General features: G+C 55.2%; 26 protein-coding genes and 1 pseudogene. 21 read left to right on the plus strand and 6 right to left on the minus strand.

All coding sequences use genetic code 11. The features are described from left to right. Positions 1-200: pseudogene (locus tag WG929_RS07780) on the plus strand (IS630 family transposase); the annotation flags it as partial. A gap of 190 nt (positions 201-390) precedes the next feature. Here the strand turns inward: WG929_RS07780 and WG929_RS07785 are convergent. From WG929_RS07785 to WG929_RS07795, 3 genes are all read right to left on the minus strand, one after another. After that, positions 391-1038, minus strand: a complete 648-nt coding sequence (locus WG929_RS07785) for a response regulator (RefSeq protein WP_369858020.1) — start codon at positions 1036-1038, stop codon at positions 391-393. Between the two features lie 806 nt (positions 1039-1844). After that, complete coding sequence (locus WG929_RS07790; RefSeq protein WP_369855979.1) at positions 1845-2960, minus strand: PilT/PilU family type 4a pilus ATPase; 1116 nt, start codon at positions 2958-2960, stop codon at positions 1845-1847. Positions 2961-3011: 51 nt separating this feature from the next. Next, on the minus strand, positions 3012-4046 hold the full coding sequence (locus WG929_RS07795; protein WP_416205597.1) for a type IV pilus twitching motility protein PilT: 1035 nt from the start codon (positions 4044-4046) through the stop codon (positions 3012-3014). A gap of 148 nt (positions 4047-4194) precedes the next feature. On the opposite strand from WG929_RS07795, the gene WG929_RS07800 reads away from it, so the two are divergent. The 19 genes from WG929_RS07800 to hemW all read left to right on the plus strand — a co-directional run bounded on the left by WG929_RS07800 (position 4195) and on the right by hemW (position 19032). Beyond that, a complete protein-coding gene (locus WG929_RS07800) occupies positions 4195-4899 on the plus strand; it encodes a YggS family pyridoxal phosphate-dependent enzyme (protein ID WP_416205598.1) in 705 nt (234 codons plus the stop codon). 33 nt (positions 4900-4932) lie between these two features. Beyond that, positions 4933-5751, plus strand: a complete 819-nt coding sequence (gene proC, locus WG929_RS07805; RefSeq protein WP_369855982.1) for a pyrroline-5-carboxylate reductase — start codon at positions 4933-4935, stop codon at positions 5749-5751. Positions 5752-5808: 57 nt separating this feature from the next. After that, complete coding sequence (locus WG929_RS07810) at positions 5809-6399, plus strand: YggT family protein (RefSeq protein WP_369855983.1); 591 nt, start codon at positions 5809-5811, stop codon at positions 6397-6399. 149 nt (positions 6400-6548) lie between these two features. After that, positions 6549-8324 (plus strand): C4-dicarboxylic acid transporter DauA, encoded by a 1776-nt coding sequence (dauA, locus tag WG929_RS07815; protein WP_416205599.1) that lies wholly within the window; start codon positions 6549-6551, stop codon positions 8322-8324. A gap of 104 nt (positions 8325-8428) precedes the next feature. Then, positions 8429-9190: a bifunctional demethylmenaquinone methyltransferase/2-methoxy-6-polyprenyl-1,4-benzoquinol methylase UbiE gene (ubiE, locus tag WG929_RS07820; protein WP_369855985.1), complete on the plus strand. Its 762-nt coding sequence runs from the start codon at positions 8429-8431 to the stop codon at positions 9188-9190. Next, a complete protein-coding gene (locus tag WG929_RS07825; RefSeq protein ID WP_416205600.1) occupies positions 9190-9894 on the plus strand; it encodes a ubiquinone biosynthesis accessory factor UbiJ in 705 nt (234 codons plus the stop codon). Before ubiE ends, WG929_RS07825 begins: the two co-directional genes overlap by 1 nt. Before the next feature lie 3 nt (positions 9895-9897). After that, positions 9898-11535 carry a ubiquinone biosynthesis regulatory protein kinase UbiB gene (gene ubiB / locus WG929_RS07830; RefSeq protein ID WP_369855987.1) on the plus strand — a complete coding sequence of 546 codons (1638 nt, stop codon included), beginning with the start codon at positions 9898-9900 and terminating at the stop codon, positions 11533-11535. Between the two features lie 229 nt (positions 11536-11764). After that, a complete protein-coding gene (gene hisI / locus WG929_RS07835; protein WP_369855988.1) occupies positions 11765-12148 on the plus strand; it encodes a phosphoribosyl-AMP cyclohydrolase in 384 nt (127 codons plus the stop codon). 41 nt (positions 12149-12189) lie between these two features. Further along, entirely contained in the window at positions 12190-12522 is a 333-nt protein-coding gene (locus tag WG929_RS07840; protein WP_369855989.1) for a phosphoribosyl-ATP diphosphatase, read from the plus strand. 36 nt (positions 12523-12558) lie between these two features. Then, positions 12559-12891, plus strand: a complete 333-nt coding sequence (locus tag WG929_RS07845) for a histidine triad nucleotide-binding protein (RefSeq protein ID WP_416205601.1) — start codon at positions 12559-12561, stop codon at positions 12889-12891. A gap of 21 nt (positions 12892-12912) precedes the next feature. Next, the gene (gene tatA, locus WG929_RS07850) at positions 12913-13182 is read left to right on the plus strand and encodes a Sec-independent protein translocase subunit TatA (protein ID WP_369855991.1); all 270 of its coding nucleotides are present in this window, start codon (positions 12913-12915) and stop codon (positions 13180-13182) included. Further along, a complete protein-coding gene (gene tatB / locus WG929_RS07855) occupies positions 13182-13604 on the plus strand; it encodes a Sec-independent protein translocase protein TatB (protein ID WP_416205602.1) in 423 nt (140 codons plus the stop codon). The genes tatA and tatB overlap by 1 nt, the downstream gene beginning before the upstream one ends. Next, complete coding sequence (gene tatC, locus WG929_RS07860) at positions 13601-14362, plus strand: twin-arginine translocase subunit TatC (protein WP_369855993.1); 762 nt, start codon at positions 13601-13603, stop codon at positions 14360-14362. Before tatB ends, tatC begins: the two co-directional genes overlap by 4 nt. A 64-nt stretch (positions 14363-14426) precedes the next feature. Beyond that, positions 14427-15581: a homoserine O-succinyltransferase MetX gene (gene metX / locus WG929_RS07865; RefSeq protein ID WP_369855994.1), complete on the plus strand. Its 1155-nt coding sequence runs from the start codon at positions 14427-14429 to the stop codon at positions 15579-15581. After that, entirely contained in the window at positions 15578-16198 is a 621-nt protein-coding gene (metW, locus tag WG929_RS07870) for a methionine biosynthesis protein MetW (protein ID WP_435873314.1), read from the plus strand. The genes metX and metW overlap by 4 nt, the downstream gene beginning before the upstream one ends. After that, a complete protein-coding gene (locus WG929_RS07875; RefSeq protein ID WP_369855995.1) occupies positions 16198-16665 on the plus strand; it encodes a DUF4426 domain-containing protein in 468 nt (155 codons plus the stop codon). The genes metW and WG929_RS07875 overlap by 1 nt, the downstream gene beginning before the upstream one ends. A gap of 16 nt (positions 16666-16681) precedes the next feature. After that, the gene (gene rdgB, locus WG929_RS07880; RefSeq protein ID WP_369855996.1) at positions 16682-17290 is read left to right on the plus strand and encodes an RdgB/HAM1 family non-canonical purine NTP pyrophosphatase; all 609 of its coding nucleotides are present in this window, start codon (positions 16682-16684) and stop codon (positions 17288-17290) included. Between the two features lie 95 nt (positions 17291-17385). Further along, positions 17386-17883, plus strand: a complete 498-nt coding sequence (locus WG929_RS07885) for a hypothetical protein (protein WP_416205603.1) — start codon at positions 17386-17388, stop codon at positions 17881-17883. Positions 17884-17886: 3 nt separating this feature from the next. Beyond that, a complete protein-coding gene (gene hemW, locus WG929_RS07890; RefSeq protein WP_416205604.1) occupies positions 17887-19032 on the plus strand; it encodes a radical SAM family heme chaperone HemW in 1146 nt (381 codons plus the stop codon). Between the two features lie 95 nt (positions 19033-19127). Here the strand turns inward: hemW and WG929_RS07895 are convergent, their stop codons facing one another. Both WG929_RS07895 and atzF read right to left on the minus strand, forming a co-directional pair. Continuing rightward, positions 19128-19838, minus strand: a complete 711-nt coding sequence (locus tag WG929_RS07895) for a GntR family transcriptional regulator (RefSeq protein WP_416205605.1) — start codon at positions 19836-19838, stop codon at positions 19128-19130. A 12-nt stretch (positions 19839-19850) separates the two neighbouring features. After that, a complete protein-coding gene (atzF, locus tag WG929_RS07900; protein ID WP_416205606.1) occupies positions 19851-21656 on the minus strand; it encodes an allophanate hydrolase in 1806 nt (601 codons plus the stop codon). Between the two features lie 220 nt (positions 21657-21876). Here atzF and WG929_RS07905 point away from each other — a divergent pair, with 220 nt between their 5' ends. Continuing rightward, positions 21877-23283, plus strand: coding sequence for an aldehyde dehydrogenase family protein (locus WG929_RS07905; protein ID WP_416205607.1), 1407 nt, complete (start codon positions 21877-21879; stop codon positions 23281-23283). 139 nt (positions 23284-23422) lie between these two features. Here the strand turns inward: WG929_RS07905 and WG929_RS07910 are convergent, their stop codons facing one another. Beyond that, positions 23423-24367, minus strand: coding sequence for a helix-turn-helix domain-containing protein (locus WG929_RS07910; protein ID WP_416205608.1), 945 nt, complete (start codon positions 24365-24367; stop codon positions 23423-23425). Positions 24368-24448 lie beyond the last annotated feature (81 nt).

Here is a 24448-nt window from a genome sequence, read left to right on the forward strand (position 1 = left end):
TGGTCGAAAGATTCTTTGCCTTGATTTCCCAGCGATGGATTAAGCGAAATTCCCATCGAAGCACTCGTGAATTGGAAGCCTCCATCAGGGAATATTTGGCCGTTTATAACAATGATCCGAAACCCTTTGTGTGGCAAAAAACTGCTGACCAGATCATCGAGTCCATTGCTCGATTATCAGATAAGATAAATACCAAGTGAACTTTTGTTAAGGGACACTAGGGGGCGTCCTCAATTAGTTAACGCGTCCTGTTATGGAGCAAAAATCCATCAGGCAAGGCGTTGAACGCAGAGAATGGTGGCCCTTTTCAAGTTCAACAACACCGCATGATGGATTTTTAACCATAACCCTTCGGGCTGAGGCCAGTTGAGACCCCCCTTAGGCTTGGGATCAATGAATATAACCGCGCTCATGAGCAATACGTAGGCATTCAATGCGATTGTTCACACTCAGCTTGTCGAACATCAGGCGCACATGGGTTTTGACGGTATTCGCACTGACAAACAGCAACTCGGCAATTTCGCGATTGCTATGGCCTGCCTGCATCAAACGCAGAATGACCAGCTGCCGCTCGGTCAACACATCAGCGTCTATCGGCTCTGGCCCGGCCAGTGCCTCAATGGTCTCTGGCGTCAGATAACGCCCGCCAGCTGCAACCAGCTGCACCGCTTGCAACACATCTTCGGCCGACTGGCTCTTGCCAATCAGGCCGGATGCACCCGCCTGTATTACCCGTTTCAACAGCGCTGGCCGGGTCTCGGCGGTACACACCAGTACCGACAATTCGGCGTTTTGCTGACGTAATCGTTGCAACAGCACCAGACCATCCATATCGGGCAAGCCCAAATCCAGCAACACCAGCTGCCAATGTTGCCCGACCAGTTGCTGCAACCCCGCCTGTGCCGAGGCGACACAACACACCCGACATGGCGCCAGCGCCGCTTCAAACAGCGTCATCATTGCATCCGCAAACATGCGATGATCATCAATAATCAGAATATCCAGTCGTGTTTTTTCTGTTCCTGCCACTTTCAACACCAATCCCCGGTTCCTTTACACCACAGCAAGAATATCACTACTGTCCGGTTAACTGATCCGCAAAAGAAAGAAGCTCGGCTCCCATACCGCTTCCGGTAAAATAACGCTTATCACAGACATCATTCAGAGAAACCAACAAAAGTTCGTCAGGTCTTTAACTTGTCTGATAACCGAGCAATAGACTCAATGAATTGATCCGCAGTCTTCTTCCACACTAAGGGCTTTGGATCATCGTTATAAATCTCGGATAGACGCTTCCAGCTCAAGGGTACTCCGGTGGGAGTTTCGTTCAATCCATCTCTGGGAAATCAATACAAAGAACTTGTCTACCAGATTGAGCCATGATGCCGACGTGGAGGTAAAATAAACGTGGTTTTGCTGACGGTCTCTGCCGTCACACCAACGCGCTCGCCGACTTCCTGTCCTGAAAGATCTTCCGTACTCTATAGAATAATTCTGGCTCGCGTCTGTTCTGCCGCAGGCATTTGTCGACGGCGTAGCCACTTCTGCAACGCTATTTTTCCTGATCAGTGATTGTTAATACTTTGAGAGGGCGTCCCATGACAGGCTCCTTGCGTATTGAGCGTACTAACATATAGATATGGAAACTCCAATTAATTCGATTATCTTTTGTTAAAGGACACTAGGGGGCGCTCTCAATTAGTTAACGCGCCCTGTTATGGAGAAAAAATCCAGCAGGCAAGGCGTTGAACGCAGAGAATGGTGGGCCCTTTTCAAGTTCAACAACACCGCATGATGGATGTTTAACCATAACCCTTTGGGCTGAGGCCAGTTGAGAACGCCCCTTAGTTTTCGAGTTTGAAACTCTTGCTCATGCCAACCAGATGCTCCGCATCGGTTTCCGATGCCAGCTTGATCATCAGCCGCAGATCGTTGGGTGAATCCGCATGTGCCAGCGCATCTTCATAGGTGATTTCGCCTTGCTCATACAATTGATACAAGGCCTGATCGAAGGTCTGCATCCCCATTTCGTTGGATTTTTTCATCAATGGCTTGAGCGCGTGTACATCACCTTTACGAATCAGATCCGACGCCAGTGGTGAGTTGATCAGTACTTCAATCACCGCCCGGCGCGAACGGCCATCCGGCGTCGGTATCAGTTGCTGGGCAACAATCGCCTTCAGATTAAGCGACAAATCCATCCAGACCTGACCATGCCGCTCTGGCGGAAAAAAGTGAATCACCCGTTCCAGCGCCTGGTTGGCGTTGTTGGCGTGTAACGTCGCCAGGCACAAGTGACCCGTCTCGGCAAAGGTCACGGCGCTCTCCATAATATCCGGCGAACGTACCTCGCCGATCATGATGACATCCGGTGCCTGACGCAGACAGTTCTTCAGCGCTACCTCAAAACTGGCGGTATCAAGGCCGACTTCACGCTGGGTGATGATGCAGCCGTCATGCTGATGGATATATTCAATCGGGTCTTCGATGCTGAGAATATGGCCCTTGCTGTTACGATTACGGTGACCAATCATCGCCGCCAGCGACGTCGATTTGCCCGTCCCTGTCGCGCCGACAAACAGGATCAGGCCACGCTTGGTCATCGCCAGTTCCTTGATGATATCGGGCAAGCCAAGCTGGTCAACGCCCGGAATCCGGGTCTCGATTCGCCGCAGCACCATGCCCGCGACGTTACGCTGATAAAACGCACTGGCGCGAAAACGCCCGATGCCTCGGGCATTAATGGCAAAATTCAGTTCCTTGGTGCTTTCAAACTCATCCTGCTGCTTGCTGTTCATCAACCCGAGCACGATATCCCGCGTTTGCTCCGCCGCCAGCGGTGATTTACCCAGCGGTAAAATCTGGCCATTCACCTTCATTGATGGCGCTACACCGGCTGTAATAAACAGATCCGATGCGCCTTTATCGACCATCAATCGTAGAAACTTGTCCATCGACATGACTGCTTACTCCATTGCGTCGAAATATACCGGCCTGGCTGGCCTGCGATGTTAGAAGGCATCCGGATTTTTGGCTTTTTCCCGCGCCGCTTCGCGGGAAATCAGACCACGGGCCAGCAACGTCTTGAGCGACTGATCCATGGTGATCATGCCGTAGGCCGCACCGGTCTGGATCGACGAATACATTTGCGCCACCTTGTCTTCACGAATCAGGTTACGAATCGCCGGAGTACCAATCATAATTTCATGGGCCGCTACCCGGCCACCACCAACCCGCTTCAGCAGGGCCTGGGAAATGACCCCCTGCAGGGATTCCGACAGCATCGAACGCACCATGGATTTTTCTTCGGCCGGAAAAACGTCAACGATCCGGTCGATGGTCTTGGCCGCCGAAGTGGTGTGCAATGTGCCAAACACCACGTGACCGGTTTCTGCCGCGGTCAGCGCCAGCCGAATAGTTTCCAGGTCTCGCATCTCGCCCACCAGAATCACATCCGGGTCTTCCCGCAAGGCAGAGCGCAGGGACTCGTTAAAACCCAGGGTGTCACGGTGTACTTCGCGCTGGTTAATCAGGCTCTTTTTTGACTCGTGCACAAATTCGATCGGATCTTCAATGGTCAGGATGTGGTCGTGTTTGGTGTCGTTGATATAGTCGATGATGGCCGCCAGCGTCGTCGATTTGCCAGAACCGGTTGGCCCGGTCACCAGCACAATACCACGCGGTATATTAGCCAGATCCTTGAACACCTCGCCCATACCCAACTGATCCATGTTCAGCACCTTGGATGGAATCGTCCGGAATACCGCACCGGCACCGCGATTCTGGTTAAAGGCGTTGACACGAAAACGGGCGACGCCGGGCACTTCGAAGGAAAAATCGGTTTCGAGATATTCTTCGAAATCCTTGCGCTGTTTATCGTTCATAATGTCGTACACCAGCGAGTGCACCTCTTTATGAGCCAGCGCCGGAACGTTTATCCGGCGGACATCGCCATCAACACGAATCATTGGGGGCAAGCCCGCCGACAAATGCAAATCCGAAGCGCCTTGTTTGGCACTGAATGCCAGCAATTCGGTAATATCCATCGCCTGTTCTCCTCTGTCGGCGCAACACAATATTCGTACAGCTGATATATGAGCCAGGTGACGGCATGGATCAACCTTTTATATGATTGTCATATGCCAGAGTATTCAACACTCTGAAAGACCACTCATCCTAACCAAAGTGTCACTAATGTCTACACTTGCTGAACACTACCAGAACGTCTGCCAACGTATCCGGCAAGCCTGCCAGAACAGTGGCCGGGCAAGCGAAGAAGTTACCCTGCTGGCGGTTAGTAAGACCAAGCCCGCCAGTATGGTGCAGGAATGTTACCAGCAGGGGCAGCGCCGCTTCGGAGAAAACTACTTACAGGATGCCGTCGAAAAAATCACCGCCCTGGCCGGGCTGGCCGATATCGAATGGCATTTTATCGGGCCACTGCAGTCCAATAAAACTCGCGCCGTCGCCGAACATTTCCAGTGGATGGAGACACTGGATCGCGACAAGATCGCCCAGCGCCTGAACGAACAACGGCCAGATCATTTAGCGCCATTGAATGTCCTGATTCAGGTGAACATCAGTGCCGAGCCACAAAAGGCTGGCCTGGCACCGGCAGCGGTCGCTCAGCTGGCCGCTATGGTAGACTCGCTGCCCCGCTTGCAGCTGCGCGGGCTGATGTGCATCCCGGAAGCCAGCGAACACGAGTCGATATTGGTCGGCCAGTTTCAACAGATGCGGCTATTATTTGAAGACTTGCAACAGCAGTACCCGACGATCGATACACTGTCGATGGGCATGTCGAACGACCTGGAACTGGCCATCCACCATGGCGCAACCCAGGTACGGATCGGCACTGATATTTTTGGTGCACGTAACGGACAGCCGGGTGTGGCCTGACGTTGACGCTCACGCTAACAACAAGGATTCCCTATGACTCAAATTGCATTTATTGGTGGCGGCAACATGGCAACCGCCATTATTGGTGGCCTGCTGCGTCAGGGAGACCTGTCTGCCCAGCTGATCCAGGTCAGTGATCCTGGCGAAGACAAGCGTCAGACACTGGCCAACACTTTTGGCATCCAGACCTTTGCCGACAACCTGGAAGCCATTCGTAACGCCGATACCGTGATTCTGGCAGTCAAGCCACAAATGATGAAAGGCGTTCTGCAACCACTGCGGGAAACCCTCAAGACGCGACAGCCGTTGCTGGTGTCGATCGCCGCCGGTATTACCCTCAGTAACCTGTCACAGTGGAGTGGTTGCAACGCCATCGTCCGTTGTATGCCCAACACTCCAGCGTTGCTCGGAGCCGGTGCCACCGGACTGATCGCCAGTGACGGGGTCAGCATCAACCAGCGTAACGGTGCCGATCGCCTGCTGCAGGCAACGGGATCCACCGTGTGGTTAAAAGACGAGCAGGAACTCGACATCGTCACCGCACTCTCAGGCAGCGGCCCGGCCTATTACTTCCTGATGATGGAAGCGATGATCGCCGCCGCAACCCGCTTGGGTCTGAGTGAAGACACCGCCCGTGCCCTGACCGTACAAACGGCCTTGGGTGCCGGTATGATGGCATCGCAGTCAGATGTTGGCCCCGCCGAATTACGCCGCCGGGTCACCTCGCCTGGAGGCACCACGGAGCGGGCAATATTCACCTTTGAAGGCGCTCATATTCGTGACATCGTGCAGGCGGCCATGTCGGCAGCCCAAGAACGGGCGGCAGAAATGAACCGGGAACTGAGCGAATAACAGCGCATTTCCTGACAAGACTATAATTGCAGTTTTCAAGCAACAAATGGAGTAAGCATGTCTCCCCTGTCACAAGTTGGTATGCTGCTGGTGAACACCATCGGCAGTATGGTATTGCTGGTTTTTTTGCTGCGTTTTTTACTGCAGCTGGTACGAGCGGATTTTTATAATCCGATTTCACAATTTATTCTGCGCTTTTCCAATCCGTTACTGATTCCGCTGCGGCGGGTTATTCCCGGTTTTGGTGGGCTGGATATCGCATCACTGGTACTGGCCTATCTCGCCCAGCTGCTGTTGATGATCGCTATCTTGCTGGTCGCGGGCCAATTTTCGTTGCCTTGGGGTTACCTGCTGGTATGGGCAGTGATTGGTTTGATGTCGCTATGGCTTAATATTTATTTCTGGGGCTTGGTGATCATCGTCATCGCCTCCTGGATTGCCCCCAACAGCTACAACCCGGCATTGATTCTGATTAACCAGATTATCGAGCCTGCTATCCGGCCGATACGTAATGCCATGCCCAATCTTGGTGGTCTGGATCTGTCACCGATTATTGCTTTCCTGCTGATCCAGGTACTGCAAATCATGGTCATTGGCCAGCTCGCGGCCCTCACCGGCATGCCGCACGGCTTGGCAATGGGCATGTGAGCCGACGGCCCGGTATGCATTCGTTGGGCATACCGGGCCGGAACCTCACGGGCAGCAGATCAACGCTTCCCTGAATACTTGACTTTCGTTCACCCAAACCGGCAGCACCGGCGTTATACTGCGTACCCCATTGCTGCCGGAGAGTCGCCGTGCCACATCGTGCATTTCTGTTTTCGCTGCGATTGGGCGATGCCCTGCGTCAGACCTGCCTTGAACGCCCTTATCGTCTGCCGCAACTGACAGGGGATCTGACTGCGGGCTTGACCGTAGGTATTATCGCCATCCCGCTGTCCATGGCCCTTGCTATTGCCAGCGGTGTCGCGCCGCAACACGGCTTGTACACCGCCATGATCGCCGGTCTGGTGATTGCCCTGGCTGGCGGTTCCCGTTTCAGTGTGTCCGGCCCGACGGCGGCTTTCGTGGTAATTCTGCTGCCGATTGCCCAGCAATTTGGCCTTGGTGGCTTGCTGATGGCAACACTGATGTCCGGGGTGATTCTTATCGCCATGGCGCTGGCGCGTCTTGGCCGCCTGATTGAATACATTCCCGAAGCCGTCACCCTCGGCTTTACTGCCGGTATCGCCGTGGTAATTGCCACCCTGCAAGTAGACGATCTGCTCGGCCTTGGCCTCGGGCCGTTGTCTGGCCACTATTGGCAAAAGGCCACCATGTTGGTGACCAGCCTTGGTCAAACGCACTGGCCCAGCCTGGTGACCGGCGCGGTAACGCTGACGGTATTGCTCGGCTGGCATCGCCTCGGCAGCCGATTTCCCGCACATCTTCCGGCACTGCTGGCCGGTACTGGCGTTGCCCTGTTACTGCAAGCGGCCGGGTATGACATTGCCAGCATCGGCTCCCGCTTCAGTTTTACCTGGCCAGATGGCTCCGCCGGTCAGGGAATTCCTCCCTTCTGGCCCGAGTTTGCCTGGCCATGGCAGGTCGCGGATGCCAACGGCCAAGTGCCACAATGGAACTGGGCCATGGTGCAAGCCTTACTGCCAGCGGCGTTTTCCATCGCCATGCTGGGTGCTATCGAATCCTTGCTCTGTGCCGTGGTGCTGGATGGTATGACCCAGACCCGCCACAGCGCCAACAGTGAACTGCTGGGTCAGGGATTAGGTAACATGCTGGTGCCTTTTTTTGGAGGCATTACCGCCACCGCAGCGATTGCCCGTTCGGCGGCCAATTTCCGCGCGGGAGCCAGTTCACCACTGGCCGCAGTGACCCACGCCATTGTGGTGATGATCGGCCTGCTCCTGCTGGCACCCGTTCTGGCTCACTTGCCGATGGCGGCCATGGCGGCGTTACTCTTGATGGTGGCCTGGAATATTTCCGAAGCACCGAAGCTGGTTCACTTTATTCGCACCGCGCCACGCTCCGACATTCTGGTATTGATTACCTGTTTTTCTCTCACGGTGCTGTTCGATATGGTCATCGCCATTGCTGTCGGTATTGTGTTGGCAGCGCTGCTGTTTGTACAGAATGTGGCCGCCATGACACGCTGTGTCGATATCAGCGACCATAGCCGGCTGATTCCTGCGCCACTGCCGCCGGGCTGGCGCGTTTATAAAATCAACGGGCCACTGTTTTTTGCCGCTGCCGACCGTTTGTTTGGTGAACTACTGACCGCGCTGGAACACAGCAGCAACCCGCTGCCGACCAAGACGGATAAAATCTGCGGCCTGGTACTGTATATGGATGCCGTCACCCTGCTGGATGCCGGGGGCCTGGCCGCACTCGACCGCTTTATTGAGCAATGTCAGCAGCATGCGGTGCAGCTGGTACTGGCCGACCTGCAGTTTCAACCGTTAAAAACCCTGGCGCGGGCCGGAACGATCCGCAACTCGGAGCAATTGCACTTTGCACCAACCCTGACCGATGCCCTCGACTGGCTCAGTCACTCCGATAACCACTCACGGGTTTAACTGAACCACTTACCGATTTAATAGCGCCGTGCCACAAACGGGCACAGCGCAAGACTTTCGCCGCGCGCATGGCTAAAATGGCCGACCACGTTTGGAGGTGCCCAATGTCGCAACAACGGCCGGATCAAAAAACCACCCATTTTGGCTATAAAACCGTCGCTACCGACGAAAAACAGGCGATGGTGGCCGATGTCTTTCACTCGGTGGCCGCCAAGTACGACCTGATGAACGACCTGATGTCGTTCGGGGTGCATCGCCTGTGGAAACGCATCACCATTGAGATGAGCGGTGTTCGTCCTGGCAACCAGGTGCTTGACCTGGCCGGAGGCACCGGTGACCTGACCAAAAAATTCGCCCGGATTGTCGGCCCCCAGGGCAAGGTAGTACTGGCAGACATCAATTCGTCCATGCTCAATGTCGGCCGCGACCGTCTGACCGATCAGGGTTATGTTGGCAATATTGAATACGTACAGGCCAATGCCGAATGCCTGCCGTTTGAAGACAACAGCTTCGATGTCGTCACCATCGCCTTTGGTTTACGTAACGTCACCGACAAGGATGCCGCACTGGCTTCGATGGCACGGGTATTAAAACCCGGCGGACGCCTGCTGGTACTGGAATTCTCCAAACCGACCAACCCGCTGATGAGCAAAGCGTACGACCTTTACTCTTTCTCGGCCTTGCCGTTTATGGGCAAGCTGGTTACCAATGATGCAGAAAGCTATCGGTATCTGGCGGAATCCATTCGTATGCACCCGGATCAGGAAACCCTGAAAGGCATGATGGAGACCGCCGGTCTGGTACGCTGTTCCTACCATAATCTGACCAGTGGCGTGGTCGCGCTGCACCGGGGAATCAAGCCCTGATGTTTTTTCTGCCAGCAGAACTCACTCACGCCCTGTGCCTGCCATGGGAAGCGGCGCTCAATCATGCTCTCAAATATGATCCCGCGACCCTGCAGCAGCTGGAGCGCCATAACGGCCGTTTGATACAGATCCGCTGCACCGGAACCGGAACGCTCTCTGTCCGCATACTCGACCGTGGTGTGCAGCTGGGCATGACCCGCCTCGACCCCACTAAAGACGACATGGCAACAGCCGATGTGACGCTGGCCGATGTCACCCTGACTGGCACCTTGCCTGACTTTGTCGCTTTGGCCCGCGCCAGCAACAAGGCCAGCGCGCTGATGTCGGGTTCGCTGGCGCTTGAGGGCGACACCGAACTGGCCATGGCAGTCAGTGGCCTGCTTGATCAACTCGATATCGACTGGGAAGCCATGCTCAGCCCGGTCACCGGCGGCCTGATCGCCCACCAGCTCGGCGAAGGCATTCGTGGCCTGATGAACTGGGGTAAAACAACCGGTAAGACCTTTGCCACTGCCGCCCACGATTACGCCGTCGATGAAGCCGGGCTGGTCGTATCCCAGGCCGAAATGGATCACAGCGCCGACCAGATCGACCAGTTAACACTGGCCGCCGACCGGGTGGCGGCACGGATCCAGCAGTTGGAAGCGGCGGCGGCAGCGAATGGCACTAACGGCAGCGCTCAGCCACACGCGGGAGAGGTATAAACCGTGTCGCGACTCTGGCGTTTATGGAAAATCCTGTTTGTCTTCACCAAATACCGCCTCGACAGCCTGATCCCGCTGCAGCACCTGCCGCCAGGTTTACGCGTCTTGTTATGGATTGCGCCATGGCGACTGAGCCCGGTGCCATCCAATCTCAGTCGCGGGGCTCGTCTGCGCCTGGCGCTTGAAGCCCTCGGCCCCATTTTTATCAAGTTTGGTCAGATCCTCTCAACCCGACCGGATCTGGTGCCAGAAGATATCGTGCAGGAACTCAAACGCCTGCAAGACAAGGTGCCGCCGTTTCCGGAAGATCAGGCGATTGCCCTGATCGAGGCTCAACTGGGCCAATCGGTGGAGCAGCTGTTTGCCGAATTTTCATCCACGCCACTGGCATCGGCGTCCATCGCCCAGGTACATACCGCCAAGTTACACAATGGCAAGGACGTGGTGGTCAAGGTCGTGCGACCCAAAATCGAACACACGATAGAGCGGGACTTGCAGTTGCTGGAAACCATGGCCCGCCTGGCGGTAGCCTACTCCGCTGACGCCCGCCGCCTGAAACCGATGGAAATAGTGGATGATTATCGCCACACCATTTATGGCGAACTGAACCTGAAAATCGAAGCCTCCAACGCCACCCAGCTGCGACGTAATTTTGCCGGTTCCGATTACCTCTATATTCCCGAGGTTTACTGGGATTACACCCGCCCCAAGGTCATGGTCAGCGAACGCATCTACGGTATTCCCGTCGCCAATATCGAAGAACTGCGCGCCCAGGGCACCAATATGAAATTGCTCGCCGAGCGTGGTGTCGAGATCTTTTTTACCCAGGTCTTCCGCGACAGCTTTTTCCACGCCGATATGCACCCTGGCAATATCTTTGTCTCTCGCGAGCACCCGGAATCACCCCAATATATCGGCATCGACTGCGGCATCGTCGGCAGCCTGACGGATGAAGACCAGCATTACCTCGCCATGAACCTGCTGGCCTTTTTTAATCAGGATTATTATCAGGTCGCCCAGCTACACGTTGATTCCGGCTGGGTGCCTGCCACCACCAAGGTACACGATCTGGCCGCAGCGATTCGCAGTGTCTGCGAACCCATTTTCGAAAAGCCGCTGGCAGAGATTTCCTTTGGTCAGGTACTGATCCAGCTATTCAGTACCGCCCGGCGCTTTAACATGGAAGTGCAGCCACAACTGGTTTTATTGCAAAAAACCCTGCTCAATATCGAAGGTCTGGGCCGTCAGCTTTATCCACAACTGGACTTGTGGAGTACTGCCAAACCTTATCTGGAGCGTTGGGTGCGTGACCGCTTTGGCCCAAAAGCAGCGCTACAGGAACTCAAGCGCCAGCTGCCAACCTGGATCGAAAAAGCCCCAAAAATGCCGGGATTGATTCATGGCGCCCTGACCCGAATCAACCATATGGACGAAAACCAGCAACAACTGCAACGAGAAATCGTCGCGCTGCGGCAAGCGTTGGAGTATCAGAACCAGCAAAAACGCCATCATATTCTCGCCAGTCTGATGGGCGTCGGTGGTCTGTTTGTCTGGTGGCAAGCGGTTGCTTTGGGAATCCCGGATATTATCGGCATCAGCATCAGCGCGCTGGGGCTGCTCTGGATACTGCTCAAGGCCTGACGTCGCTTATTTAGCACGCCAATAGCGTTTCTCATGCCTTGTTCTGAGAGCCACCGGCACTCAGCAGGCCTGATCCAATAATTGAGCACGCCCCCTGGCTTGCGGTATGCTCGCGACGGTCAATAACACTTGAAACGCATGTGTCGCACACAGCGGCAAGGTGTGCGACACATGTTTGAATCATCGGCAGCTGATCGCCCGGCGTGTCGAGCAGCAGGTAATACGCAGAATGAACAGCAACTGGCTAGATGCCGTAAAATGGGACGACAGCGGGCTGGTACCAGCCATCGCCCAGGACTACCAAACCGGTCGCATCCTGATGATGGCCTGGATGAACCGCGAAGCCCTCGCCCTCACGGTTGAGGAAAACCGCGCCATTTATTATTCACGCTCCCGCCAAAAACTGTGGCGCAAGGGTGAAGAATCCGGCCACGTCCAGCAATTACACGAAGTGCGTCTCGACTGCGATGCCGATGTGATTGTCTTGCAGGTCAAACAAATCGGCGGTATCGCCTGCCATACCGGCCGCGAAAGCTGCTTTTATCAGGTCTGGCAAAACGGCGAGTGGGTTGCCGTCGACCCGGTATTAAAAGACCCGAAAGAAATCTACTAAGTCATTTTCGGTATTACATAATTCACAGAGTTGTTATCAAAATGAGTGATATTCTCTCCGCCCTGGGTGACATCCTTGACGAACGCAAAGGCGCATCGGCAGATTCCTCCTATGTCGCCAGTTTGTACGCCAAGGGTCTGAACAAGATTCTGGAAAAAGTGGGCGAAGAAGCCACCGAAACCATTCTCGCGGCCAAAGATGCCGAGCACAGTGGCGACAACCAGGACGTTATATACGAAACCGCCGATCTCTGGTTTCACAGCCTGGTAGCACTGGCCCATCTGGGCGAACGCCCGGAAGCCGTGATTAACGAGCTGGCCCGTCGCTTCAATATGTCCGGGCTGGAAGAAAAAGCCTCGCGCAGCGACAAATAACCGTGCCGCAGGTCGTGCATCAGCAAGGACATCCACATGACTGACTGTATTTTTTGCAAGATAGTGGCAGGTGACATCCCCGCCAACAAGGTATATGAAGACGAAGAGTTTCTGGCATTCCATGATATCGCCCCCAAGGCAGATACCCATGTGCTGGTGATTCCACGGCGGCACATCGTCAACCTCAACGACCTGGGTGAAGACGACGGTGCCCTGATGGGCAAGCTGATGCTGACCATTCCGCATATTGCCGCCACACAGAACCTGACCGGCTATCGCACCATCACCAATACCGGTGCTGAAGGTGGTCAGGAAGTATTTCATCTGCATTTTCATATTCTGGGCGGCCGTGCGCTGCCCGGATTCTGAGTACTCAACGAGGACACTCTTATGCTTGGCGGTATCAGCATCTGGCAACTGGCCATTATTCTGGTCATTGTGATCGTGGTTTTTGGCACCAAGAAACTGCGTAATATGGGCGGCGATCTGGGCGGCGCAATCAAGAACTTCAAAAGCGCCATGAACGAGGGTGCTGACAAGGACGACGACGGTGCTGCCACGACGGCCAAACCCAAACCCCTGACTTCAGACCAATCCGACAGCATCAACAAGGATGCCGATTTCAGTGAACAGAAAGACAAGGATCAGAGTCGTCCCTGATGTTTGATATCGGCTTTCTTGAGCTCGTCGTGGTGGGTGTTTTAGGCTTGCTGGTACTCGGCCCGGAGCGTTTGCCCAAGGCGGCACGCACCGTTGGCCTGATGATTGGCCGTGTGCGCCGCACCATGAATAACTTCCAGGATGAACTGGAACGTCAGGTGCGTGCCGATGAATTGCGCGAAAAACTCAAGGATCCCTACGCTACCTTTCTGGATGACGATGTTCGTCGGCCTGCTGCCGTGCGTGACTACAACCAGCAGCAAAATACCGCAGCAGCTGACGGCCAGACCGTCGACAATCCGGCAATTGAAAACACGGCCATCGAAAACCCGCCAGCCAGTGCCGATAGCCAACCACGCATTTTGCCCACCACACCCACCGGGCCAATCACGCCCGCCAAGGACACCAAACCCGAACCATGAGCCAGGATCAGGAACAACCCCTTATTGCCCATCTGGTCGAACTGCGTAACCGATTGCTGAAATCGGTACTGGTGGTACTGGCGCTGTTCCTTGGCATGTTCTATTTCGCCAACGACCTCTATCTGATTCTGGTGCAACCGTTGTCGGTATTGCTCCCCGACACTCAAGGACAAATGATCGCCACCGGTGTGGCATCGCCGTTTCTGGTGCCGTTCAAACTGACGCTGGTGCTGGCAGTGCTGATCGCCATGCCTTTTATGCTGCATCAGGTCTGGGGGTTTATCTCGCCGGGCCTGTATCAGAATGAAAAACGCTTTGCCGTACCCTTGCTGATCTCAAGCACCGTGCTGTTTTACTCCGGCATTCTGTTTGCCTACTACGTGGTGCTGCCACTGGCATTTGGATTCTTTACCATGGCCGGGCCGGATGGCATTTCGTTTATGCCGGACATTGCCAATATTCTCGATTTTATCCTGAAAATCTTTTTTGCCTTTGGCTTTGCCTTTGAAATCCCGGTGGCGACGTTTTTGATGGTACTGAGTGGTCTTACCACGGTTGCTGCGCTGGGCGAAAAACGCCCGTATATTTTTCTCGGCTGTTTTGTCGTTGGGATGCTGGTCACGCCACCGGATATCATTTCCCAAACCATTCTGGCGCTGCCCATGTACGCGCTGTTTGAAGGGGGCGTACTGGCTTCCCGCCTGATCCGCAAACCGGCCACCGAGGGCGAACAGCCGGACGCTACCGACAACCTGTGATTCCCCGCGTTTACTGATACACTCGCGCTTTACCCAGTTTATACACTCCAGGAATACGCCTACCATGCCGGAAGTTATCCCTGACGATTCCGTCGGTCTGGTTACTCCCCAGCAGTTTCATTCAGATGTACCACTGACACTTCGCAGTGGTCGCGTGCTGCCAGAATACGATCTCGTTTACGAAACCTACGGCGAACTCAACGCCGATCGTTCCAATGCCGTGTTGATTTGTCATGCTCTCAGCGGCGATCACCATGCCGCCGGTTATCACAGCATGGATGAGGCCAAACCCGGCTGGTGGGATAACGCCATCGGGCCGGGCAAGCCGTTTGACAGCCAACGGTTTTTTATCGTCTCGCTGAACAATCTTGGGGGCTGCTCTGGCTCTACCGGGCCGGTCAGCCACAACCCTGAAACCGGCAAGCTCTATGGCCCCGATTTTCCGATTGTTGCCGTGCGTGACTGGGTCGCCAGCCAGGCGCAACTGGCGGATCACCTGGGTATTCAGCAGTGGGCAGCGGTTGTCGGTGGCAGCCTCGGCGGCATGCAGGTCATACGCTGGGCGATCCAGCATCCCGAGCGCCTGCGACATGCCGTCGTGATCGCCTCGGCGTCCAAGCTGTCGGCGCAGAACATTGCTTTTAATGAAGTCGCCCGTCAGGCCATTGCCAAAGACCCGGATTTCCACGATGGCAACTACCTGGAACACAACACCATTCCCAAGGTTGGTCTCACCCAGGCACGCATGCTCGGTCACCTGACCTATCTATCCGATGACGCCATGCGGCAGAAATTTGGCCGTGAACTGCAGGAAGGCAAGTTGAACTACAGCTTCGCGCCTGAATTTCAGGTCGAAAGCTACCTCCACTATCAGGGTGAAAAATTCAGCACCCGGTTTGATGCCAATACCTACATGTTGATGACCAAGGCGCTCGACTACTTTGACCCGGCTGGCGATTACGATCACGACCTGGTCAAATGCCTGAGCCATGCATCCTGTGACTTCCTGGTGGTCTCCTTTACCACCGACTGGCGTTTTGCACCGGAACGCTCCGAAGAAATTGTCAGCGCCCTGATCGAAGCCGACAAGAACGTCAGCTACGCCTGTATTGATTCCGATGGTGGCCACGATGCCTTTCTGTTGCCCATTACCCGTTACCACCAGGTACTGGATGCCTATATGAATCGCATCGCCAACGAACTGGAGGGTCGTTCATGAACAGCATCTCCCTTGCCTCCCTGCGTACCGACCTGTCCATTATCCAGCAATGGATTCAGCCCAACAGCCAGGTACTTGACCTCGGTTGTGGTGAAGGCCAATTGTTACGCTACCTGCAGGAACACAAAAACGTGCGCGGTTATGGTCTGGAGATCAACCCCGACAAAATCACGGCCTGCATCGCCAATGGTGTCAACGTCGTTGAGCAAAACCTCAACGACGGCCTGCGCAATTACAAAGACAACAGCATCAATACCGTCATCATGACCCAGGCATTACAAGCGGTTGAGAGACCCGACGAATTGCTCGACGAAATGCTGCGTATCGGCGACGAGGCGATTGTCACTTTCCCAAATTTTGGCCACTGGCGTACCCGTTTGTATCTGGCTCTCAAGGGCCGGATGCCCATGTCCGAAACCCTGCCCCATGCCTGGTACAACACACCGAATATTCACCTGTGCACCGTGACCGACTTTGAAGAACTGTGCGTAGCAAAAAATATTCGGATCCTCAGCAAAACCGTGCTGGACGATCATCACCAGGAACACTGGGCAATTCACTTCTGGCCCTCGCTGCTGGGAGAAATTGCCATTTATCATCTGACCCGGAGAACCTGATGAAAACACGATGGATCACCTGTTTAACACTGCTGTTAAGCCTGAGCGCCCTGATAAGCCCGACTGTACTGGCTGACCGTGGTGAACAAAAAAAAGTGTTTGGCGACTATGAAGTTCACTACATTGGTCTGACCAGCAGCTTTCTCAGTCCAGATGTCGCCAGCGCCTATGGCATAGAACGCTCGCGCAAGCTCGGCTTCCTCAGTATTTCGGTATTAAACAACCCCAATGACGACGTCTTGCCGCTGCCGGTTACCGCCACCATCCATGGCACCATAAAAAACCTGATTGGCCAGGAAAGCGAACTGGAGTTCAAGGAAATAAAGGAAACCAACGCCGTGTATTACATCGCGACGTTCCGCTTTGATGAAGAAGAAACCTACCGTATCCGGCTCGACGTTGCCCCGGATGGCAGCGACAAACACTTCGATGTACGCTTCAGCCAGCGTTTTTACGAAGAAGACTGACCGACAAGGCGCTGTTATGAAAATTGTTCTCGCCAGCGGCAATGCTGGCAAGCTGCGGGAATTTTCCCAACTGTTCGACAGCCATTTTGCCGCACAACACATCACTCTGGTGGCACAGGGCGAGCTGGGTGTTAGCGATGCCGAAGAAACCGGACTCAGCTTTGTAGAAAACGCCATTATCAAGGCCCGCCATGCTGCCGCCATCACCGGCTTGCCAGCACTGGCTGACGACTCCGGTCTCGAAGTGGACGCCCTGCAAGGCCAGCCGGGTATCTACTCTGCCCGTTTTGCCAGCATGAACAACGCGGGAAACGGCGATAACGACAACAACAGCCTGTTATTACAACGTCTTGTCGACGTCCCGGCGGCACAACGCACCGCACGTTTTCAGTGCGTACTGGTCTACATGCGCCATGCCACAGACCCGACGCCCCAGGTTTTTCAGGGCAGCTGGGAAGGCTCCATCCTGACCCGGCCTTCCGGCAGCAACGGCTTTGGTTATGACCCGCTGTTTTACCTGCCAGCGGAGCAGTGTGCTGCCGCCGATCTCGACAAGGGGCGTAAAAACGCTCTTTCGCATCGGGGCCAGGCCATTCAGCAGCTGCTGCAACGCTGGCAGCCCTGACGCTTTTTTTACCCCTTCACACTCTGTCTTCAGCCTGGTGAGGGACTTCCAGCACCCTATGTGGTGCATTGTTTATCTGAGAAAAGAAGCACATCGTGGAAATACTCGAACAATTACAAAACAAGATTACCCAAACCATTCAAACCCTGGAAAATCTGCAACTGGAAAATCTTCAGCTGCAAGAAGACCTGGAACAGGCTCAACAGGCGCTGACGGCTGCTGAACAAAAAAATGACACGCTGACGCAACAGAACGACGAACTGAATAAGGAACAAACCCGCCTTTCCCACGAGCAACACCAGATGGAAGCTCAGGTTCAAGCCTTGTTACAAACACTCGACGTTGCCGTTGCTGACCTGCTGCCCGCTACCGATCCCGATACCCAGGCCGACGCAAACCCGGACAACAACGGCGAACATCACAACGAACATCACAACGAACACCACAACGAACACCACAACGAACACCACAACGAACACCACAACGATCACCACAACGAACACCACAACGAACACCACAACGAACACCACAACGAACACCACAACGAACACCACAACGATCATCACAACAGCAACCCAAACAACGGGAACTGAGTAATGCGCCAGTTGCCGCCACTCAGTCTGTACATCCACGTTCCCTGGTGTATTCGTAAATGCCCGTACTGCGACTTCAACTCGCACACGGCCAGCCGCGAATTGCCGGAAGCAGACTATGTGGCTGCATTGCTGAGTGACCTCGATAGCGAACGGGAGCAGGCTTACGGGCGTGTTATCCAGACCATTTTTATTGGCGGTGGTACCCCCAGCCTGTTATCGGCCCAGGCCTACGAACAACTGTTCGAGGGGTTGCAGCAACGACTGGCATTCGCCACCGACATAGAAATCACCCTGGAAGCCAATCCCGGTACGTTTGAAGCGGATCGCTTTGCCGCCTATCGCACATTAGGCATCAACCGGCTGTCGATGGGCATTCAGAGTTTTAACGACCTGCATTTGCAAAAACTCGGCCGCATTCACGATAGCGCCCAAGCCAAAGCCGCCATAACAGCAGCCCGCACGGCCGGATTCGACAACCTCAATCTCGACCTGATGCATGGTCTGCCCGGACAGTCGCTAGCCGATGCCCTGGAAGACATCAACACGGCCTTGAGCTTTAACCCGCCGCACCTCTCCTGGTACCAGCTCACCATCGAACCCAACACCGAATTCTACAAACGTCCACCAGCCCTGCCGGAAGACGAGACACTCTGGGACATCCAGGATGCCGGACAGCAGCGCCTGGCAGCAGCCGGTTTTGCCCACTACGAGATTTCCGCCTTTGCCCAGCCGGGCAAACAGGCCCGCCACAACCTCAACTACTGGCAGTTTGGCGACTACCTCGGTATTGGTGCCGGTGCGCATGGCAAAGTCAGCAAGCGGGATAACAACGGCCAGATCCACGCGACCCGACGCTGGAAAACCCGCCAGCCAAGCGATTACCTGAACCCCGACAAGGCTTTCCTGGCTGGCAGTAACGACATTGCCAGCACAGAGATGGGGCTGGAATGCCTGATGAATGCGTTACGTTTGCGTGCAGGTATCACGGTCGAACGCTTTGAGCAACGTACCGGACAAACACTGGCGAGCGTGGCTGAACCAATCGCCAAGGCCAAAGCCATGGGCTTGCTGGAAGTTGGAGAGGATATTCGTGCTACCGAACGTGGCCAACAATACCTGAATGAACTGTTGGGCTTGTTTCTCTGAATACCAGCACAAGACACTCGCGCAGCCGTTGCGAACAACCACACATCATTACCCGGCTTGCACCATTACCCGGCAGTGATACCGCAAACCGGTATTTATACCCGGATATTCAGGTTATAACGACTCTTGGCTTCCTGAATCCGCTGCAAGGTGATCGCACGCACGGTATTTTTGCTGCTCTCAATATGCCCACTTAACTCAGCCACAACGGCGTCGCCGTGACGCTGTCCGATCAATGCCAAAATATGCCGATGCTCTTCATAAGTGGCTGCAATCCGCCCATGCTGGGTAAAGTCGAGTCGCCGGATAATGCGCAGTCGTTCACAGACACTGCGATGCAACAGCGCCATTTCCTTATTACCCGCCAGCGCCACCAGCTGAAAATGAAAATTCTCATCCAGTTCCGCCACCTGATCACTGTCGGACAAGCGCTTGTCTGGCGTTACACACCAGTGGTTCGTCAGCTCCTGCAGATGCGCAGCCGGATCTTCCAGCCCACAAAGCCGTCGAACCGCTGCGGTTTCCATCAGGGTACGAACATCGTACAGCTCTTCAAAATACTGAAAGTCGAACGGCCGCACTTGCCAGCCGCTGCGAAAATAGACCTGCACAAAACCATCCCGCTCGAGTCGGTAGAGCGCCTCCCGAACAGGCGTTCGGGAGGCATTCATACGCTTGGCAATTTCCGACTCGCTAAAGCGGTCGCCGGGTAGCAGCTGAAAATCAAAAATATCGGTTTTAAGCTGCTGGTAAATGCGCTCCGCCACGTTCGCGGGCCGAGTCTGGCCCGCGTTGTTTCCAGTCACTGCCGTCGCCATTCAATCAGCCTGCTTACGGCTGACATAAGCCCGCCAGCCGCCAAACTCGCTGATATCGGTGGCTGTTGGAAGCACAGCGGCTTCGCACATAAAACCATTCACAATACGGCCATCTTCCAGCTCCACTTTGCCAATGCCCATCGGTTGCGGCACTTCATTCACAAAGCTGCCGAAGGCAGCCGCTGTCAGCCGCCACAACTCGACGATAATCGCCACACCCTGCTCGTCATCACCGACCCGTACCAGGCCCGGTTTGGGTGGCGTGGTGTTCGCCAGGGCGTACAAGCGGTATTGGTCGGCGGTAACGGTTTGCTCGACCAGCCGGGCAGAACGATGGCTGAGCTGGTGATTCAGTGGCATACCGCTTAAATGCGCACCAACCACCGCAATCACTACCGACTCATCCGCCTTGCGCCCCAATAAGACAGGCGCTTCTGGCAGCTTGAGTGCCGCTTCCCAACGGTTGGCACAGGCCAGCAAGGCACGATCCTGCCAGGCAGGGGCAATCAGGGTGATGCCAAAGGGAAGTCCATCGCGACGTAACGCCGCCGGCAGCGACAATGCCGAGAGATCGGCCAGATTAACAAAGTTGGTGTACACGCCGTTGCGGCTGTTCACCTCAATCGGTTGTTCTGCCAGTGCGGCATGGGTCGGGAAATGAGGGGAAGTTGGGACAAACAGCGCGTCGACATCGTCGAACAAGGCCGTCACGTAGCGCATCAGCTCCAGGCGACGATATTCTGCCCGAAACTGATCTACCGCACTGGGGAGCTTGCCACTCAGTACGATGCTTTTGACAATCGGGTCGAGTCCGGGCAAATCCTGCTCCATAAACTCGCCCACAGCCGCGTAGCGTTCAGCCACCCAGGGGCCCTGATACAACAACGCGGCCATTTCGAATAGGGGGCCGAAATCCTTTTCAACCAGCTCTAAACCGTGTTTTCTGGCCAACACACAAGCCTGTTCATAAGCCTGTTGCTGTTCGACATCGCCAAACCATTGCGGCGACAGCGGTATCGCCAGACGCTTGATACGACGCTGAGGCACCGCAACAGACTCACGAGAATAAGGGTCAGCGGCATCAAACTGCGCCGCCACATCCAGCAACTGTTCGGCATCCCGGCTGTTCAAAGCAAAGATGGAGACCACATCCAGGCTCTTACAAGCAGGAATCACGCCATTTGTACTGACCAATCCCTTGGTGGCCTTGACCCCCACCAGATGATTAAAACCGGCAGGTACCCGACCCGACCCGGCGGTATCCGTTCCCAACGAAAACGCCACCTGCCCACGCGCCACCGTGACGGCAGAGCCAGAACTGGAACCCCCACTGACGTATTCCGGCTTGAAGCTGTTAGCCACCGGCCCGTAAGGGGAGCGAGCGCCGACCAGACCGGTAGCAAACTGATCCAAATTGGTTTTACCTATTACCACCGCACCAGCAGCCCGAAGCAACGCCACCACGGTCGCGTCGCGTTGCGGGGTAAAGGCAAACTCAGGGCAACCACCCGTGGTTGCAAAACCAGCCACATCAATATTGTCCTTCACCGCAAACGGCACACCAAAAAGGGGCAACGACGCCGGAGCCTTGCCCTCCAGTGAAGCAAGCTGCTGCGCCAGCACCGCATCGGTCGCCAGTGTTATCCAGGGGCTGCCGTAAACCGGTTTACCGTTGTCGCACTCTTCCTCACGAATCTGTTGCAGCAGTTGTGGCAAGAGCTGCTGTGGGGTTTGGCCCGACTGATACGCCTTGGCCCAGTCACTCAGATTCCAGCCCGACAACGGGGATAATGTGCTAGCGGTCATTGGTTTCTCCATGGTGTTCAAACTTGTATACAAGATACTGAGCGAGAGCCGTGCCAGCTAGTACAAAGATCCAACCAGGAAAGTGATCTCGCTCACCCACCACGGTCATAACCGATCAAATACCTGTCCGTTGGGATCAAGCTGGCGGGCTGGGGCTGGGTCACACTGCCAGACCAAACTGCAGCTCTGTTTCTACAAAAACAACAAAGGTGAACCCGGTATGTATTCTTTCAACAACATGGTGGGAGGCAAGACCCTGTCGGCCAATGCCTCATTCGACGTTATCAACCCCTCCACACACGACTTGGCTGGCAAGGCACCGTTGGCGACCAGCGCAGACCTTGATCAGGCCGTCGCGGCAGCGGCAGCGGCATTTCCTGCCTGGTCAGGTCTGTCGGATGCAGAGCGTCAGGACTACTGCCACCGGGTGGCCGACAAGTTGGAACAGCACCATGAAGAACTGGCCCGGATTCTGACATCTGAACAGGGCAAACCCATGGCGGGCATGGGTTCGATGTTTGAAATTGGTGGTGCCATTGCCTGGGCCCGCTACAACGCCGCGCTGGAAATACCCGTCGAGGTACTACAAGACAACGACAACGGCCGGGTTGAGATGCATCGCAAGCCGATTGGTGTTGTCGGCTCTATTACGCCATGGAACTGGCCGGTCATGATTGCGGTTTGGCATATTATACCGGCCATTCGTACCGGTAACACCGTGGTGAACAAGCCGTCACCTTTCACACCGCTGTCAACGCTGCGAATGATCGAACTGATGAATGAGGTATTACCAGCCGGGGTAGTGAACAGCCTTACCGGTGACGACAGCCTTGGGGCGGCAATGTCATCCCACGCAAAAATTGGCAAGATTGTGTTTACCGGTTCAACACCGACTGGCCAGAAAATCATGGCCTCTGCTGCCGATACTCTCAAACGCCTGACGCTGGAACTGGGCGGCAACGACGCTGGCATTGTGCTGCCGGATTGCGATCCGGCAGCAATCGCACCGGGTGTGTTCTGGGGCGCTTTTATCAACAACGGCCAGACCTGTGCAGCCCTGAAACGCCTGTACGTCCACGACAGCATTTACCAACAGGTGTGTGACGAGCTGGTGGCCTTTGCCCGGACGATCAAGGTCGGTGACGGATTTGACGACAACAGCGACCTTGGCCCCATCCAGAACCGGATGCAGTTTGACAAGGTGAACCGCCTGGTGCGCCAGTCACTGGAGCTGGGTAGCCAATTACTGCTCGGCGGCCCGGTGGATGATCCCGATACGCTGTTCTTTCCGATCACCTTGATCGCAACGGACTCTGCCAGCGACCCGCTGGTACAGCATGAGCAGTTTGGCCCGGCACTGCCGATTATTCCGTTCAGCGATATCGACGCTGTCATCGCTGCGGCCAATGATAATCAGAATGGACTGGGTGGCTCCATCTGGACCGACGACCAGCAACAGTTCCGCCAGCTGGCTTCCCGTATGGAATGTGGCTCAGTGTGGCATAACAAGCATGGAGCCATTCAACCCGATGTGCCATTCGGTGGGGTGAAGTGTTCCGGTGTGGGGGTTGAGTTTGGCAAGGAAGGGCTGCTGGCCAATACCAATATTCAAGTGCTGTTTCTGTAATTTGACCCGCTTTTGCTGACTGACACTCAGTCGTTTTCGGCGCTCCCTGAGCGCCTTTTTTGGTTCGGGCCAGCAATACGAACGGCCATGCTCGTCAACGCCATGGTGGTTTGCTCACTGCGGTTGGCCGGTTGGCGGGCTAACGATCGAGTTTGCGGGTTTCCGTCGGCGTTTCGCCAAAATACTTCTTGTAGCTGCGGCTGAAATGGGCGGAATGGTTAAACCCCCAGGTAAAGGCAATATCCGTCAGGCTGGTATTCGGCTGCGCCAGAATATCCACCCGGCAGCGTTCCAGTCGCTGGTTCCAGATATAACGATTCAGCGTCACCCCAGCCAGTTCGAACGCCCGTGACAACTGTCGGGGAGAGGCTTTCATCATGTCACTGATGTGCTCGATGGTCAGATAATCCGCTTCCAGATGCCCATCAATGTAACTCTGGCTACGCTGCAGCAAGGCATGACGCGAACGGCTACAAGCAGGCACCTGTTGTGTCTTGATCAGACTCGCGAGGTTATCCAGTACCTGCTCAGAAATACTCATCCCCTGGTGATTGTAATGCCAGGGCCGGGTCAGTAATTGATACAGATTCTCGCTGCTATAAACCCCCACACGCGCATGACGGTCGAGCCGTACCAGGTCAGTCGGTTGCCAATGCCCCAGTTGTTGCTCCAACACCTGACGCGGGATGTCGACCACCAGCATTTCCATATCATGCGGGAAACCCTGACCGTACGGACGAGTGGTGTCGTACAGGACAATATCGCCAGGCACATGGTTAGCGCAGCGAGTACCCTGCCAAGAGTATCCATGACCTGCCAGCATCAGACATAAAAATACCGACTGCCGGGGATCGGCTTGAATTTCAGTCCGGCTGCGTTGCACCGCATGGCTGTTGGCCTGAATCCGGTTGATGGTTATCAGGCCACACTCGGTCTGCTCCAGAGTGGCTTCGATGCCATTTTTGGACTCGGTGGGACAATCCACCTTAATGACATGCTGGCGTACATGCTCTTCCCAGAACTGGCGTTTGATGGCGGCCGGAACCTGGCTGGTGGAGATGCACAGAGAGCGGGTCAGTGCCATACATCCTCCTGCTGTTATTTCTTGTTATTGTTATTGGTATTGGTATTTTTTTATCACCTTCCCGTCCCATCCTACGACGCC

The sequence above is a fragment of the Oceanobacter antarcticus genome (genome assembly GCF_044962685.1).
Lineage (GTDB): Bacteria > Pseudomonadota > Gammaproteobacteria > Pseudomonadales > Oceanobacteraceae > Oceanobacter > Oceanobacter antarcticus.